At 75.3% G+C, this 14,530-nt stretch carries 16 protein-coding genes; 9 read left to right on the forward strand and 7 right to left on the reverse strand.

Annotated features, from left to right (window positions below):
* The first annotated feature begins 162 nt into the window (after positions 1–162).
* From ACGF13_RS22645 to ACGF13_RS22655, 3 genes are all read left to right on the forward strand, one after another.
* A complete protein-coding gene (locus ACGF13_RS22645; protein WP_392877835.1) occupies positions 163–753 on the forward strand; it encodes a hypothetical protein in 591 nt (196 codons plus the stop codon).
* A gap of 62 nt (positions 754–815) precedes the next feature.
* Complete coding sequence (locus ACGF13_RS22650; RefSeq protein ID WP_392878200.1) at positions 816–1,835, forward strand: serine/threonine-protein kinase; 1,020 nt, start codon at positions 816–818, stop codon at positions 1,833–1,835.
* On the forward strand, positions 1,832–2,206 hold the full coding sequence (locus tag ACGF13_RS22655; protein ID WP_392877837.1) for a DUF1304 domain-containing protein: 375 nt from the start codon (positions 1,832–1,834) through the stop codon (positions 2,204–2,206). The genes ACGF13_RS22650 and ACGF13_RS22655 overlap by 4 nt, the downstream gene beginning before the upstream one ends.
* A 102-nt stretch (positions 2,207–2,308) precedes the next feature.
* Here the strand turns inward: ACGF13_RS22655 and ACGF13_RS22660 are convergent, their stop codons facing one another.
* Entirely contained in the window at positions 2,309–3,676 is a 1,368-nt protein-coding gene (locus ACGF13_RS22660) for a streptophobe family protein (RefSeq protein WP_392877839.1), read from the reverse strand.
* A gap of 549 nt (positions 3,677–4,225) precedes the next feature.
* On the opposite strand from ACGF13_RS22660, the gene ACGF13_RS22665 reads away from it, so the two are divergent.
* Positions 4,226–5,368: a DUF6777 domain-containing protein gene (locus ACGF13_RS22665; RefSeq protein ID WP_392877841.1), complete on the forward strand. Its 1,143-nt coding sequence runs from the start codon at positions 4,226–4,228 to the stop codon at positions 5,366–5,368.
* 83 nt (positions 5,369–5,451) lie between these two features.
* On the opposite strand, the gene ACGF13_RS22670 is transcribed toward ACGF13_RS22665, so the two are convergent.
* The gene (locus ACGF13_RS22670) at positions 5,452–5,895 is read right to left on the reverse strand and encodes a winged helix-turn-helix transcriptional regulator (protein ID WP_392877843.1); all 444 of its coding nucleotides are present in this window, start codon (positions 5,893–5,895) and stop codon (positions 5,452–5,454) included.
* A 148-nt stretch (positions 5,896–6,043) separates the two neighbouring features.
* On the opposite strand from ACGF13_RS22670, the gene ACGF13_RS22675 reads away from it, so the two are divergent.
* Positions 6,044–7,279: an MFS transporter gene (locus ACGF13_RS22675; RefSeq protein WP_392877845.1), complete on the forward strand. Its 1,236-nt coding sequence runs from the start codon at positions 6,044–6,046 to the stop codon at positions 7,277–7,279.
* 7 nt (positions 7,280–7,286) lie between these two features.
* Here ACGF13_RS22675 and ACGF13_RS22680 read toward each other — a convergent pair whose 3' ends face one another.
* Positions 7,287–7,724 carry a DUF4259 domain-containing protein gene (locus tag ACGF13_RS22680; protein WP_392877847.1) on the reverse strand — a complete coding sequence of 146 codons (438 nt, stop codon included), beginning with the start codon at positions 7,722–7,724 and terminating at the stop codon, positions 7,287–7,289.
* Between the two features lie 131 nt (positions 7,725–7,855).
* Here ACGF13_RS22680 and ACGF13_RS22685 point away from each other — a divergent pair, with 131 nt between their 5' ends.
* Both ACGF13_RS22685 and ACGF13_RS22690 read left to right on the forward strand, forming a co-directional pair.
* Positions 7,856–8,665 carry a nucleotidyltransferase domain-containing protein gene (locus ACGF13_RS22685; protein ID WP_392877849.1) on the forward strand — a complete coding sequence of 270 codons (810 nt, stop codon included), beginning with the start codon at positions 7,856–7,858 and terminating at the stop codon, positions 8,663–8,665.
* On the forward strand, positions 8,662–9,021 hold the full coding sequence (locus ACGF13_RS22690) for a hypothetical protein (RefSeq protein ID WP_392877851.1): 360 nt from the start codon (positions 8,662–8,664) through the stop codon (positions 9,019–9,021). The genes ACGF13_RS22685 and ACGF13_RS22690 overlap by 4 nt, the downstream gene beginning before the upstream one ends.
* A 98-nt stretch (positions 9,022–9,119) precedes the next feature.
* On the opposite strand, the gene ACGF13_RS22695 is transcribed toward ACGF13_RS22690, so the two are convergent.
* Together ACGF13_RS22695 and ACGF13_RS22700 are read right to left on the reverse strand one after the other, a co-directional pair.
* Positions 9,120–10,730, reverse strand: coding sequence for an LCP family protein (locus tag ACGF13_RS22695; protein WP_392877853.1), 1,611 nt, complete (start codon positions 10,728–10,730; stop codon positions 9,120–9,122).
* Entirely contained in the window at positions 10,723–11,337 is a 615-nt protein-coding gene (locus ACGF13_RS22700; RefSeq protein ID WP_392877855.1) for a DUF6542 domain-containing protein, read from the reverse strand. Before ACGF13_RS22700 ends, ACGF13_RS22695 begins: the two co-directional genes overlap by 8 nt.
* 268 nt (positions 11,338–11,605) lie before the next feature.
* On the opposite strand from ACGF13_RS22700, the gene ACGF13_RS22705 reads away from it, so the two are divergent.
* Positions 11,606–11,812: an antitoxin gene (locus tag ACGF13_RS22705; RefSeq protein ID WP_363387466.1), complete on the forward strand. Its 207-nt coding sequence runs from the start codon at positions 11,606–11,608 to the stop codon at positions 11,810–11,812.
* Positions 11,813–11,883: 71 nt separating this feature from the next.
* A complete protein-coding gene (locus tag ACGF13_RS22710) occupies positions 11,884–12,582 on the forward strand; it encodes a lytic transglycosylase domain-containing protein (RefSeq protein ID WP_392877857.1) in 699 nt (232 codons plus the stop codon).
* Positions 12,583–12,595: 13 nt separating this feature from the next.
* Here ACGF13_RS22710 and galE read toward each other — a convergent pair whose 3' ends face one another.
* Complete coding sequence (galE, locus tag ACGF13_RS22715) at positions 12,596–13,612, reverse strand: UDP-glucose 4-epimerase GalE (protein WP_392877859.1); 1,017 nt, start codon at positions 13,610–13,612, stop codon at positions 12,596–12,598.
* 127 nt (positions 13,613–13,739) lie between these two features.
* Positions 13,740–14,390: a hypothetical protein gene (locus tag ACGF13_RS22720; protein WP_392877861.1), complete on the reverse strand. Its 651-nt coding sequence runs from the start codon at positions 14,388–14,390 to the stop codon at positions 13,740–13,742.
* Between the last annotated feature and the right edge of the window lie 140 nt (positions 14,391–14,530).

Genomic DNA, 14,530 nt, shown 5'->3' on the forward strand with positions numbered 1-14,530 from the left:
CGGACAACGGGCGTTGGGCACATGGCATCGGGCAGTGGGCAGTGACCAGTGACCGGTGAGCCCCGCGGGCTCGGGCCGCCGCCGGTAGAGTGGGAGGCGACCTGTGGTGCGAGTCGTGCCGCGCGTGGCGGGGATCGCGCGGCGGAGGAAATGTAGCCGCCCATGGACGAGTTCGCGTTCCGCCCCACCCACGTCGCCCCACCGGACGGGATGGCCTCCTGGGCGGCGCCGGACCCGACCCAACCCACCGCCCGGCTCGACGCGCTGCTGCCGCTGCGACTGCTCGACCGCCGGGGGGACTGGGCGCGGATCCTCTGCTCCAACGGCTGGACCGCCTGGGTGGACGGGCGGCTGCTGGTCGCCCTGCCGCAGCCGCCGCCCGCCGCCGGGGGCCCGCCCGCGCGGACCGCCGACCCGCGCCCGGCGCTCGCCGACGCCGGGGGCGCACTCGACCGCTACCGCGCCCTCCTGGAGGACCTCGCCACCGGCGCCCTCGACCTGGAGACCTTCCGGGAGCGCACCCGCGGCCTGCGGATCGGCCTGGTGGTGGACGGCGGGGCGCTCTGGCTGTTCGACCCGCTGCACGACCGCTGGTGCTACGGCGACGGGCTCCAGCTCCAGACGTACGCGGCCACCGACCGGCCGGTGCCGCCGACCTCCCCGTGGTCGGGCCCTCCACCCGTGCCCGGCCCAGCCGCGAACGGCCCGTCCGCGCACAGCCCGTCCGCCCCCACCCGGACCGGTGAGCCGTGACCTCCGCCGAGCTGCCACCCACCGGGCCGCCCTCCGACGAGCCGCCCGCCGAGCCGTCCGGTCTGCCCGGCCTGCCCGCCGGGCTGGTCGGGCTGGTCGGGCGGCAGGTCGCCGGCTACCGGCTGGAGACCGAGATCGGGCGCGGCGGCATGGCCGTCGTCTACCGGGCCAAGGACCTGCGGCTCGGGCGGACCGTCGCCGTCAAACTGCTCGCCCCCGAACTGGCACGCAACGAGGTGTTCCGGCAGCGCTTCATGCACGAGTCGGAGGCCGCCGCCGCGATCGACCACCCGCACATCATCCCGGTGTTCGACGCGGGCGAGCAGGACGGCATCCTGTTCCTCGCGATGCGCTACGTCGAGGGCGGCGACCTGCGCGCCCTGATGACCCGCTCCGGACCGCTCCCGGCCGAGCGCGCCGTCCGGCTCGCCCTCCAGATCGCCTCGGCACTGGACGCCGCCCACGCCCACGACCTGGTGCACCGGGACGTCAAACCGGGCAACGTGCTGGTCGCCGCCGGGACGGACATCGAACACCCGGAGCACCTGTACCTGGCGGACTTCGGGCTGACCAAGAAGTCCCTGTCGCTCAGCGGGCTGACCGGGGTCGGCCAGATCGTCGGCACGCTCGACTACGCGGCGCCGGAGCAGATCTCCGGCAAGCCGCTGGACGGGCGCTGCGACCAGTACGGACTCGGCTGCGTGGTGTTCGAGATGCTCGCGGGCGCCCCGCCGTTCCGCCGCGAGAGCGACCTCGCGCTGCTCTGGGCACACCTCAACGACCCGCCGCCCGCACTGCGCGAACACCGGCCCGACCTGCCGGCCGCCGTCGGGGCGGTGGTCTCCCGGGCGCTCGCCAAGACGCCCGGGGAGCGGTACCCGAGCTGCCTCGGCTTCGTCACCGAACTGCGCGCGGCGGCCACCGCCGCCGCACCGGAGCCGTGGCACGCGGACGGGCCGCCCACCCGGGTCGTCCCGGCACTCGCCCCCGACCCGCCGGCGGTGCCCCGGCCGCCCGCCTGGGCCGCACCGGTCGTCCAACCGTCCTGGTCGTCCCCGCCCGGAGGGAGCCGTCCGCCGTGAACGCCGTGAGCCAGGTCTTCGCCGTGGTCGCCGCGGCGATCCACCTGATCGTCTGGCCGCTCGAGAGCTTCCTGTACGGGCACCCGCGGGTGCGCCGGCTGCTCACCGGCAGCACGGCGGACGCCCCGGAGGTCCGGCTGTGGCGCGTCAACGTGGGCTTCTACAACCTGTTCCTGGCACTCGGCCTGGTCACCGGCCTGGTCCTGCTGCACGCCGGCCACCCGGGGGCCGGACGGGCGCTGGTGCTCTACGTCGCCGCGTTCGTGCTCGCGGGCGGGATCACCCTGTTCTGCTCCGAGCCGAAGCTCTGGCGGGGCGCGCTCGGCCAGGCGGTACCGGCGGCCGTCATCCTCCTGGCAGAGGCGTTCTGAACCCGGCCGCCCCGGGCGGGCACCGCAGCCGGGGCGCCCACCGACCGCTGGCGCGCCCCCACCCGGAGCAGGCCCCCGACGTGAACCGCCCGGGTGATCCCGTCAACCGGCAGGCCCACCCGTGGGCGCTTCCTCCCCCGCTCCGGCGACCACGCCGCGGTGCCGCACCCGAGTGGCGAGCACGGCACCGAGCGCGCCGGTCACCAGCCCCCAACCCGCCGCGAGCGGCACCGCCGTCCAGAGCACCGGGCTCAGGGTGAGGCTGCCGCTGCCCAGCGCGGCCGGCGGGCTGGTGCCGCCGAGCACGGCGCCCAGCAGGTCGCCCAGGCCGCCCAGGCCGAGACCGACGCCGAGCACCGAGAGCCCGTAGTCGGCGTCCACCCGGGTCCACAGGCCCACCAGCAGCATGGTGACGGCAGCGGCGAGCGCGAACCGGACGGCGTGCTGCCAGAGCCGGACGGTGCGCGGTGAGCGGGCGGCCGCCAGGAACGCGGCCGCGAGCAGCAGGACGGCGGCCAGCGGCAGCAGCCACCAACTGCGCGCGTCCTGCTCCGCGAGGGTGCCGAGGTCGACGGTCGCCTGCCCGCCCTCGGAGGTGCGCAGCACGGCGCTGAGCGGCTCGGGGACGGGCAGGCCGAGCGCGCCGATCAGCCGCCCGTGCCACTCGGCGCCGAGCCCGACGCCGAAGGCCGGCCAGGCCAGGTTGGGCAGTGCGAGCAGCAGCACGACCAGGGTCTGCCGGGCGTTGCCGTGCACGATCACGGTCAGCACCCCGACCACCGCGCCGATCGCCAGGTACGCCAGCAGGACCAGCCAGAGCGCGAACGCCGCCGGGCGGACGGCGAGTTGGTGGCGCACCAGGGCGGCCGGCAGCGGGGCCCGCCGGGACACCGCGAAGGTGAGCGCGAGCACCACCAGCAGCCAGGCCAGCCCGACGCCGACGGTGGTCGGGCCGTCCGCGTGGAAGCCGACCTCCGGGGTGAGCCCCAGCGCGCCGCCGATCGACTGCGCCAGGTCGTCGCCGAGCGGGACGACAAAGGTGTGTCGGGCGCCGAGGGTGATCAGCACCAGGGCGAGCAGCCAGAGCAGCACCGTCCGGCCGATCCGCCCGAGCAGCTCTCCGCCACCCGCGACGGCGCGGAAGCGCAGTTGGCGCAGGAACACCTCGGCCATGGTGACCGCGCCGGCGACCGAGACGCTCAGCGGCATCGCGCTGATCTCGGCCCCGACGGCCGCGAAGTCTCCCGCGCCGCCGTCGAGTCGGACGGTGCCGCCGACGGCGAGTGCCAGCGTCGCGGCCAGCACGGCAGGGACGCCGCCGTCCGGGAGGTCGTCGGCGCCGGCCAGCCAGAGGCCGAGTGCGGCGACCGCCGCCATCGCCACCAGCCCGGCCACCACGACGGCGAGCGCCTCCAGCCAGCCGCGGACGGCACCGGGTGGGCCGGCGGCCCGGGTGGTGGGCTGCTGCATGCCGCCTCCTCGTCGTGCGCGGGGTGCCTGGGGTCCGGCCGGCAGCCGACCGGTTGCCGGTGGGGCTTCCAGGGTGGCCGACGGTCGGCGGGCACGCTCGGCGACGCCCGGCTCACCTGCTGTTGCGGCGGACGGGGCCGCGGGGGAGAAAGGGAAGCCGACGGCCGGAGCCTCCGGGGCCGGCCCCGGTCGGCCGACCGCCTGCGAAACGGAGCCTCGATGTCCTCCCAGCCGCCTCCGTCCGGTCCGCCCGGCGAGCCTTCGCAGGGTCCGCCGTCCGGGCCTCCGTCCACACCCCCGTCCGGGCCGCCCTCCGGACCGCTGGCCGGGCCGCCGTCCGGCGGTGACGCGGCCGGACCGCCGTCCACACCTCCTCCGCCTTCGGGCCCGTACGAGGCATCCGGGACGGGTGGTGCCGGGGGTGCGAGTGGCCCCGGCGGCACGGGCGGACCAGGCGGAGCCGGCGGGCCCGGGCCCGGTGCGCACAGGCCCTGGTGGCGCTCCGGGAAGGGGCTGGCCCTGGCGGCGGGCACGGTGGCGGTGGCCGCGGTGGCCGCCGTTCTGATCGCCGGCAACCAGGGCGGCCACCACTCGACCGTGCCGACGGCGAACGAGGTCGCCCTGCAGGCCCCGGCCGATCCCGGGCCGGACCCGTTCACCCCGTCGGTGGAGACCCAGGCGGTGAGCGCCCCCGCGCCCGCCCCCGTCACCCCGACGGCGCAGCATCCGGGCGGCACCTCGCCCGGAAGCGCCCCCACGGCGGTTCTCCACAGCGTCGAGGGCAGCTCGGCCGGGCTGTACGCCGGGACGATGAGCAAGCCGAGCTGCGACACCGAGCGCCTGATCGGGATGGTCTCGACCGGGGACGCCGGGCGTGCCTGGGCCTCGGCCGCCGGCATCGCGCAGGCCGACATCCCGGGCTACCTGCGCTCGCTCACCTCCGCCTACCTGCGGGTGGACACCCGGGTGACCAACCACAGCTACCGGAGCGGCGCGGTGGTCGCGTACCAGTCCGTGCTCCAGGCGGGCACCGCCGTCCTGGTGGACGCCCGGGGCGTGCCCCGGGTGCGCTGCTCGTGCGGCAATCCGCTGAAGCCGCCGACGCCGGTGAGCGACGCCCGGTACACCGGGAAGGCCTGGGCGGGCTTCCAGCCGACCGCGCTGATCGTGGTGGTGCCCGCACCGCAGCCGGTGGCCGAGATCGTCCTGGTGAACGTCCAGACCGGCGGGTGGTTTTCCCGGCTGACCGGGCGGGACGAGGTCGTGGACCGGACCGTCGAACCGCCGACGGGGCCGCTGGCCCCCGGCATCCCGCCGCCGGCGCCCTGGGCGCCGTCCGCGCCCACGACCACCTCCTCCACGTCGCCCGGCACGACCTCACCCGGCACGGCGACGAGCCCGGGTACGACGTCGCCGGGCACCACGGCCTCCGGTGCGACGAGCTCGGGAACGACGACCTCCAAGGCCACGCCGTCGACCGGCTCGGGTCAGCCGTCCGGGACGACCATGACGACCGGCACCCCGTCCCCGCCCACGGCCACATCCACCCCCACGTCCACCGTGACGACGGCGACGCCCACCCATCCGGCGACCGGCACGACGACGGCGGGCCCCGCGACGACCACCGCCGTCACGACGGCCACCGGAACCGGGACCAGATCCGCGACCACGAGCGCCGCCACACCGAGCTGACCCGACGTCCGCAACCTCGCCCACCGCTGGCACCGGCCACCCGCCACCACCAGCGGCCACCCGGCCGGTGGCGGCGGCACGGCTCAGGGCAGCAGCACCCGCGCGTCCTGCGGTCCGAGCACCCGGCCGTCCGCCGAGCGCACCTCGACCGGTGCGACGGGCGCGCCGGACTCGCGGTCCACCAGGCGGGCCCGGGGCTCGCCCTCCTCGAAGAACCACTCGTCGCCCCACTGCCGCAGCGCCGTGATCACCGGGAACAGCGCGCGCCCCTTCTCGGTGAGCACGTACTCCTGGTACGGGCTGCCGTCGGCGGCCGGTGCGAGCTCGAACACGCCGTTGGCGACCAGGTTGGCCAGGCGGGCCGACAGGATGTTCTTGGCCAGGCCGAGGTTCTTCTGGAACTGTCCGAAGCGGCGCAGCCCGTCGAAGGCGTCACGGACGATCAGCAGCGTCCAGCCGTCGCCGACGACGTCGAGCGGACGGGCGACGGGGCAGCTCGATTCCTCGTGCGTGGTGCGTTTCGGCACTTCTCCCACCTCTCGGCTCTCGGCTCCGGACTCTCACCGGTCGGCGCCCAGCGTACCGACCGGAGCGTGGTTGCTTATTAAAACCAGAATATGCCATGGTCTCCCGGTAGCACTTTGAAACCATCATGCCCTTCGAGGGAGTCCCACCATGTCCTCTCCCGCCCGCACAACCGCCGCCTGCGCCGAGGCCGGACCGCCCGACACCCCCGGTGGAGCCCCGGCGCGCGGCCTGTCGCCCGCCGTCGCCTGGCTGCTCTCCGTCGCCTGCGGCCTCGCCGTGGCCAACGTCTACTACTCACAGCCGCTGCTCGACCTGATCGCCCGGGACTACGGCATCGCCCCGGCCACCATCGGCCTGGTCGGCACCCTCACCCAGACGGGTTACGCCCTGGGACTGCTGCTGCTCGTACCGCTCGGCGACCACGTCAACCGCCGCACCCTGATCACCACCCAGCTCGGCCTGTCCGTCCTCGCCCTCCTCGCCGTCGCGCTCGCCCCCTCCGCCCCGCTGATGCTCGCCGCGATGGCCGCCGTCGGCGTCCTCGCGGTCGTCGCCCAGGTGGTCGTCGCCCATTCCGCCCAACTCGCCGCCCCGGGCGACCAGGGCCGCGTGGTCGGCACCGTGACCAGCGGCATCGTGGTCGGCATCCTGCTCGCCCGCACCGTCGCCGGAACCATCGGCGACCTGGCCGGCTGGCGCGCCGTCTACCTGGTCTCCGCCGTCGCGACCGCCGCCATGGCCCTCGCCGTCGCGGCCGCCGTCCCGTCCGAACGGCACCGCACGGTCGAGCGGATCGGCTACCCGCGCCTGGTCGGCTCGGTGTTCGTGCTCTTCGCCCAGGAGCGCGTGCTCCGCACCCGGGCCGTCCTCGCGCTGCTCAGCTTCACCTCCGTCACGGTGCTGCTCACCCCGATGGTGCTCCCGCTCGCCGCGCTGCCCTTCGACCTCAGCCACACCCAGATCGGGCTCTTCGGCCTCGCCGGCGCCGCCGGAGCGCTCGGCGCCGGGTACGCCGGCCGCCAGGCCGACCGCGGCCGGGCCGAACGCACCACCGGCATCGGCCTGTTCGCCATGCTGGTCGGCTGGCTCCCGGCCGCGCTGCTGCCGCACTCGGTCTGGTGGCCGGTGCTCGCCATGGTGGTGATCGACTACGGCCTGCAGTCCGTCCACGTCGCCAACCAGCACCTGCTCTACCAGGTCCGCCCGGAGGCGCGCAGCCGCCTGACCGCCGGCTACATGCTGTTCTACTCCGCCGGGTGCGGCGCCGGCGCGATCCTGTCCACCGTCGTCTACGACCACGGCGGCTGGACGGCCGTCTGCCTGCTCGGCGCCGCCACCAGCCTCACCGCACTCGGCTACTGGTGGACGGCGGCCCGCCGCTGACCTCCGCTCAGATGTCGAACAACGGCACGTCGATCGTCGGCGGCACCGGATCGATGACGTCGCACAGCTCCCGTATGCCCCGCCGCCAGGCCGGACCGCTCTCCGTCTCGTCCCACAGCTCCGCGAGCTCCGACTCCTCCGCCACCACCCGGTCCAACGCCTCCACCGCGAGCGGGCGCAGCTCGACGGAAAGCGGCGGTATCGGCTCCTCGGGGCCGTAGGCGCTCGTCACCGCCGCGCCGCCGGGGCACTGCGCCGCCACCAGCGCGGCGGCGACGACCGCCTCCACGGCCTCGTCCGAGTCCAGGTACTCCTCCGCCCGGACGGCGCCCAGCAGCGCCGACCGAAGCAGCGCCTCGCGCTCGCCCGGCGCCGCGTCGTCCAGGCCGTTGCAGAAGTCCGCCGCCGAGTCGTTGTCGAAGTGCCCGATGTCCCAGGTGCCCATGCCGTCCCCGTCACGCCGTTCGTGTTCGTCTTCGTGTTCGTGTGCGACGGATGCTTGCACACCCCACTGACAATCCGCGGGCCGACGGATATTCGCTGGTCAGCGGGGCGCCGCTGGGACATAGTGCCGCCATGACCACCACTCAGGGGCTGGACCGGGACGGCTTCATCGCACGGGAGGGCTCGCTCGAGCGCGTGCCCCCGGCGTTCGCGCCCGTGGTCGCGGCCGCCCGCGAGCGGATCGCCGCGGCCTTCACCCCCGACCGCCTGCACAGCGCCTACCTCTACGGCAGCGTTCCGCGCGGCACCGCGACACCCGGCGTCTCCGACCTCGACCTGCTGCTCGCCCTGCACCACGCGCCCAGCGCCGCGGACCGGGCGGCGGCCGACGCCGTCGAGGCCGCGCTCGACGCCGAGTTCGCGCAGGTGAACGGGGTCGGCGTGCTGCTCTTCGACACCGGCACGCTGCTCAGCGAGCTGGAGCGCCACGACCTCGGCTGGTTCGTCGCCTGCCTCTGCACCCCGCTGCTCGGCGAGGACCTCGCCGCCCGGCTCCCCCGCTACCGCCCCACCTCGCTGCTCGCCCGGGAGACCAACGGCGACCTCGCCCTGGTCCTCCCGCAGTGGCGCGAGCGCCTGGCCACCGCCGCCACGGACGCCGAACTGCGCGGCCTCGCCCGCGGCATCTCGCGCCGGCTCGTCCGCACCGGCTTCACCCTGGTGATGCCGCGCTGGGGCGGCTGGACCAGCGACCTCACCGCCTCCGCCGAGGCCTTCGCCGCCCACTACCCCGAACGCGCCGCCCAGTTGCGCCTCGCCGCCACCATCGCCCGGACTCCCACCGCCGACCGGGCCGCCCTGGCCGTGCTCGTCGACGACCTGGGCCCCTGGCTCGCCGCCGAGTACGCCGCCGTCCACGGCGTGAAGGCGCCCCGCCCGTGACGGCGCCGCAGACGGCGGGCCACCCGCTGGTCCGCGAGGTCTTCCCCGATCTGGTCGGGGAGCTGGTCGACCTCCTGACGCGGGAGGGCGAGCCCGAACTGGCCGCCCGCGCCTGGAGCCTGCGGCTGGTCGCGGAGTGCCGCTGCGGGGACGACTTCTGCCAGAGCTTCCGGACGGATCCGCATCCGGACGGCCGGCCGTACGGTCGGGGCCACCGGTGCGTCCCGCTCGATCCGGCCGAGGGCATGCTCGTCCTGGACGTCGTGGACGGGCGGATCGTGTACGTCGAGGTCCTCGACCGCGAGCCGCTCCGGGACACCCGCCCCGGCCCGGGCCGAGGACCGGGCCAGGACTGAGAACCCGGCCCGGACCGAGGACCAGGCCGGGGCTGAGCACCACGAGGGCCTGCCCCTGGCCGAGCACCACGAGGACCGGTCCGCCGCCCCGAGGAGCCTCAGTCCACGCACGGGATCCCACCCGCCCGCACCGCCGGCCCCTGCATCGGCAGCCCCACCGCCGGGTCGGCGGAGGGCTCGCCCTGCACCGGGGCACCCGACGGCACCGCCGTCGGGCTCGGGGTGCGGACGGGGGCGAGGGTGACCACCACGCGGCCCGCCGGGACGGCCGCCGAGTAGACCGCGCTCACCCCGTAGCGGGCGGCGAGGCGCTGGGCGTCGGTCTTGGCCCCGGTCCCGTAGCTGACCGCGGTGGACCGCGTCCTGGCCGGGGCGTCACCGATCCGGCCCACCTGGTAGCCCAGTTCGGCCAGCGCCCTGGACTCGTCGGCCGCCACCCCCGCCCCCGCGGCCGCGTTGACGTCGACCACGGCCTTGAGCACCGCACCCGGGGCGGCGGAGGACGACGGGCCCGGTTCGACGGGCGCGTCCCCCGGCGGGGCGGCCGGAACGACCGGCGCCGCCTCGTGGTTGAAGAGCTGTCGGACGATCTTCCTGATCAGGTCCGGGTTGACGGTGTTGACCTCCTGCCCGCCGACGGTCTTGAAGCCGCTGATCGGCAGGGTGTTGAACTCCACGTTGCCGCCGGTCAGGTTGGGCGCCTGCTGGACGAAGTCGAGGATGTTCCACTCGTTGTCGATGACCACGTCCTTCTTCACCACCGCGAACAGCTTCTGCATCTGCCCGAGGTCGTTCAGGATGCCCTGCTGCTTGAGCTTGTACTCGACGGAGGAGAGGAACGCCTGCTGCCGGTGGGTGCGGTCGAGGTCGCCGTTGGCGAGGTGGTGGCGCTGGCGGACGAAGGAGAGCGCCTGCGCGGCGTCGAGGGAGCTGATCCCGGCCGGGAGCCTGAGGCCGGTGCCACCGCCCTCGTGGGTGGCGGTCCGGGCGGTGATCGGGTCGTCCACCGGGTGGTTGAGGCAGACCTGGATCGGCTCGACCGCCTTGGCGATGTCGTAGAAGCCGATCAGGTTCACCTCCGCGAAGTGGTCGATGGGGACGTCCAGGAAGGACTGCACGGTCTGGATGGTGGCCGAGCGGCCGGCCTCCCGGCTGCGCCGTTCCAGCTCCGCCCTGGAGAGCCCCCTGCCCGCCAGCTTCTGCTCCGCGGCCACCTTGGCGATGCCGTACGCCTCCTTGACCTTGTGCATCCTGCCGTCGGCGCCGACGGTCTGTACGTAGTCGTCGCGCGGGACGGAGAGCGCGGTGACCCTGCCGCCGCCGGCCGGGATGTGCAGCACGATCAGGGCGTTGGTGTTGTACCCGCCGATCTCGCTGGAGCCGGCGTGCAGTTCGTCCTCCACGAACTGCCTGGGCAGGTCGTTGCCGTCCATGTCCTTGCGGCTGTCCAGGCCGATCAGCAGCAGGTTGACGGACTTGTCGAGGTGCGGCGGGGCGTTCTTCTTGGCCTCGCTCAGCGCGGAGGACTTGATCATGCCGTCGTCCAGGCTGCGGTACTCGTACCAGGTGAAGCCGCTGGCCCCGAGCACGGCGATCGAGACGGTGCAGGCCAGGGTGCGCCCGGCGACGGTGATCGGGGCGGCCCCGCGGCGCGGGAGGTGCCCGCGCTGGCCCCGGCCGCCGGTACGGCTGTTGCCGCGCTCAGCCACGGCGGCCCCTTCCGCCGGGGACGGCCGTCCTGCCTTTTCGCCGGCGCTCCGACACCGTCCGGCGGCGGGCCGACACGGCGCGGAGCGCGACCACGGCGAGCGCCACCGCCACGGCCGCGGCCATCACCGGGAACGCCCCGACCACCCAGCGCAGCACGCCGGTGCCGAGGTTCTTCCCCTGGTACTTCCCGGGCTGCGCGAGGTACTCGACGCCCGAGGCGGTGAGCAGCACCACGACCGGAGCGGCCGTCACCACCCACCACCGGCCCGCCCGGCTGCACAGCGCCGCGGCGGCCGCCGTCCCGAGCACCGAGCCCACCGCGAAGAGGAGGCCGACGCCCGGCCCGTCGAGTTCGTCCGCGACCGCGCCGAGCAGCGGCAGCCCGACCGCCGAGAGCGCGGCCGCCGCCCCGGCCCGTCGGCGCGCCTGCTGGTGGCGGCGGGCCGCCCCGGGGCGCGGCGGCCGGGGCGCGACGGGGGCCGCGGCGGCGCCGGGGGCGCCTGCGGCTCCCGCGCCGACCGCCCGGGAGCGCTGGGCCGGCAGGGCGCGGTCCTCGGTACGCGGTCCCGCGTCCTGGTACGGCGTTCTCGCCCGCTGGCCGGCCATGCGCACTTCCCTCGATCGTTGCGGCCGCGGCGGCGCGATCGCACCGCCGCGTGTGCCGGGACGCCCTCGGTCCTGCCGGCGTCCTGGTGGGGACCCCATCCTCTACATCGCTGTAGAGGATGGGGTGGAGCATACAAACCCATTTCAGCAAAGTCATCCGCTGCCACCCGGCAGCGACGGACCGCCCGGTGGGCCGTCGTTAGGATGGTCATGATCCCCGCCACGTCGGCACACCATCAGGAACGCATCAGAGGAGCAGAGCGTCACCATGTTTGAGAGTCTGAAGAACATCGCGGACAAGGCCACCGACCTCGCCCGCGAGCACGGCGACGTGATCGGGCAGGGCCTGGACAAGGTCGGCGACGCGATCGACGACCGCACGGACGGCAAGTACAGCGGGCAGATCGACACCGGCGTCGAGAAGGCGAAGGACTTCCTGCGCAACCTCGACGGCGACCGGAAGCCCACCGAGTAACCTGCCGCGGGGCACGATCAGCCGCACGGCGGTCGAACGAGCATACGGGCGAACGGGGAGGGGCGGCAGCGGTGAGCGAGGAGAAGAAGGGGTCCGGCCGGGGACGCTGGCTGGTGATCGGCGTCGTGGTGGTGGCCGGACTGGGTCTCGTCCGCGGCAACGGCCACGACGGCGCGGCCTCCGCCGACCCCTCCCCGACCGCGGCCGCCCCGTCCGGCGCCTCCTCGGGCGCCGCGCCGTCGGCCGGCGCCTCCTCGGCGCCGTCGAAGCCCCCGAAGCCGTCGGGCTCCTACGACCCCGCCGACTACGCGGCGCCGGTGCGCCGGTACGCCGCCGAGGCCGGGGTCAACCCGCAGCTGCTGATGGCGATCCTCTACAACGAGGCGTACAAGCCGCACGACCCCGAGCTCGAACGCGCCTGGCAGCGGAGCAAGCCGGACGCCTCCTTCGGCATCGCCAACATGCACCGGGCCGCCTTCGACGACACCAAGCCCGGCCGCCCCTTCGCCTCCCGGCAGTGGGAGGAGCTGCCGGACGACCGCGACCTGGCCATCCAGGCGGCCGCCTGGCACCTGCACGACCTCGCCGCGCAGCTGCCCGTCCGCCCGGGCGCGCCGCTCACCCGGGACGAACTGGCCGCCCTCGGCTACAACGCGGGCGCGGGCAACATGCTGGCCTTCGCCCGGGGCGTCAAGATCGGCTCCCAGGCGCAGTCCTACCTCGACCGACTGCGCGACAACTGGTCGAAGTCCGGCGAGGCCGTCAAGTAGCGTCCTCCGGCGGTCAGCTGACGCCGACCCGGGCCGACCAGACCCGCCGCCAGGCCAGCGCGTCGGCGACCCCCTCGGCGATGCCGCGCCGCGGCTGCCAGCCGAGCAGGTCCCGCGCGGTGTCCACGACGGCGTAGCAGCCGATCACGTCCCCGGGCCGCGGTCCGGCCTCCCGCACCTCCAGGCCGGCGCCGACGGCCTGTTCGAAGGCCGCGATCAGCTCCCGCACGGTGGTCCCGTCGCCGGTGCCGACGTTGATCACCCGGTAGCGGTCCGCCACGCCCGGGGCGATCACCTCGTCGAACCGCAGCAGCGCCGCGACGTGCGCCTCGGCGAGGTCCTGGACGTGGACGTAGTCGCGGATGCCGGAGCCGTCGCGGGTCGCCCAGTCGGTGCCGGTCACGGTGAACGGGGTGCCGGTGGTGTGCGCCTCGATCAGCTTGCCCAGGGCGTGGGTGGGGTTGAGGTCCTGGAGGCCGGTGCGCAGCTGCGGGTCGGCACCGATCGGGTTGAAGTAGCGCAGGGCGATGACGCGTTGGCGCTCGGCGCCCTCGCCCCGGGTCCAGTCCTGGAGGACCTGCTCCATCATCTGCTTGGTGCGCGCGTACGGGCTGCCGGCGTCGACCGGGCTGCTCTCGTCGACCCGGGCGTCGGGGGTGGGGGCGTAGATCGACGCGGAGCTGCTGAAGACGATCCGGGTGCAGCCGTTGCGCTGGAGGGCGTCCAGGAGCTCGACGGTCTTGGCGACGTTCTCCCGGTAGTAGTACAGCGGCTTGGCCACCGACTCCGGTACGACGATCTTCGCGGCGCAGTGCACGGTGGCGTCGATGTCGGGATGCTCGGCGAAGATCCGGTCGAGCAGGGCGGCATCGGCGATGTCGCCCCGGTAGAAGACCCGGTCCGCGACGAACTCGGTCCGTCCCCGGGAGAGGTCGTCCAGCACGACCGGGGTGATCCCCCGGTCGAGCAGGGCGGAGGCGACGGTGCTGCCGATGAATCCCGCACCTCCGGTGATCAGGATCTTCTTCATGCGCGGACGCTCCCTTGCGATCGTCCGGGCGCCCGCGGTGGCGCCCGGTGACCGAAAGGGACGTCGGTTCGCACCCGGCCGGTTCCGCCGGGCGCCCCCGCTACCCGGCCGGGCGGTCCCGGAGGGCTCAGCCGCGGTGGCGGCGCAGCCAGAGTCCGGTGGCGACCAGCACCACGGCCGCGCAGGCGGTGCCGATGGCCGCCCAGGTGGTGGCGTCGGAGGTGGTCGCGTGGGCGGGGCGCGGCGAGCCCTCCCGGGCGGCGACGGCGGCGGCGGTGGCCCCCGCCGCCGCGGTGCTTCCCGCCGTTGCGGTCTCCCGGAGCGGGGCGGGGGCCACCTCGGCGGACCGCGGCGAGACTTCGGACAGCGCCGGGCCCTCCGTCTCCGGGGGCGTCGGGTCGGCGATCGCGACGGTGTCGACGTCGAGTTCGCGCTCGCCGCGCCCGAGGGCGGGGACGACGCAGTCCACCGTCACCCGCCAGTGCCCGACGGGAAGGGCCTCCCGGGTGGTGTACGTGCCGGGGCCGCCGGGGGCGGTGACCAGGCGCCAGGGGCCGACGGTGCGACCGTCGGAGGCCGTCGCAAAGAGCGTGCCGGTGAACTCCCCGGTCACCGGGTCGTGGTCGTTCTCCCAGGTGGCGACGGTGCTCACGCGGCCGTTCCGCTGGCCGGTGACGTCCAGGTGGACGCCGTCGCCGTGGGCGGCGGCGGGTACGGCGGCGGGCAGCAGGGCGGCGGCGGCCAGGGCGAGGGCGGCGAGGTGGGGGCGGGTTCGCATACGGGCTGGTCCTCGGGGCGGTGTGGGGGCGGGGGCGCTGGGAACGGCCGGCGCCGGGAACGGCCGCCGCCGGGTGGGCGGTCGACGTTCCTGGCGCGACGGGCCTACGGGCCTCGGGGCTCGCGGGGCCTCGGGGCTCA

Origin of the sequence: Kitasatospora sp. NPDC048286 (assembly GCF_043201735.1) — a bacterium.
Lineage (GTDB): Bacteria > Actinomycetota > Actinomycetes > Streptomycetales > Streptomycetaceae > Kitasatospora.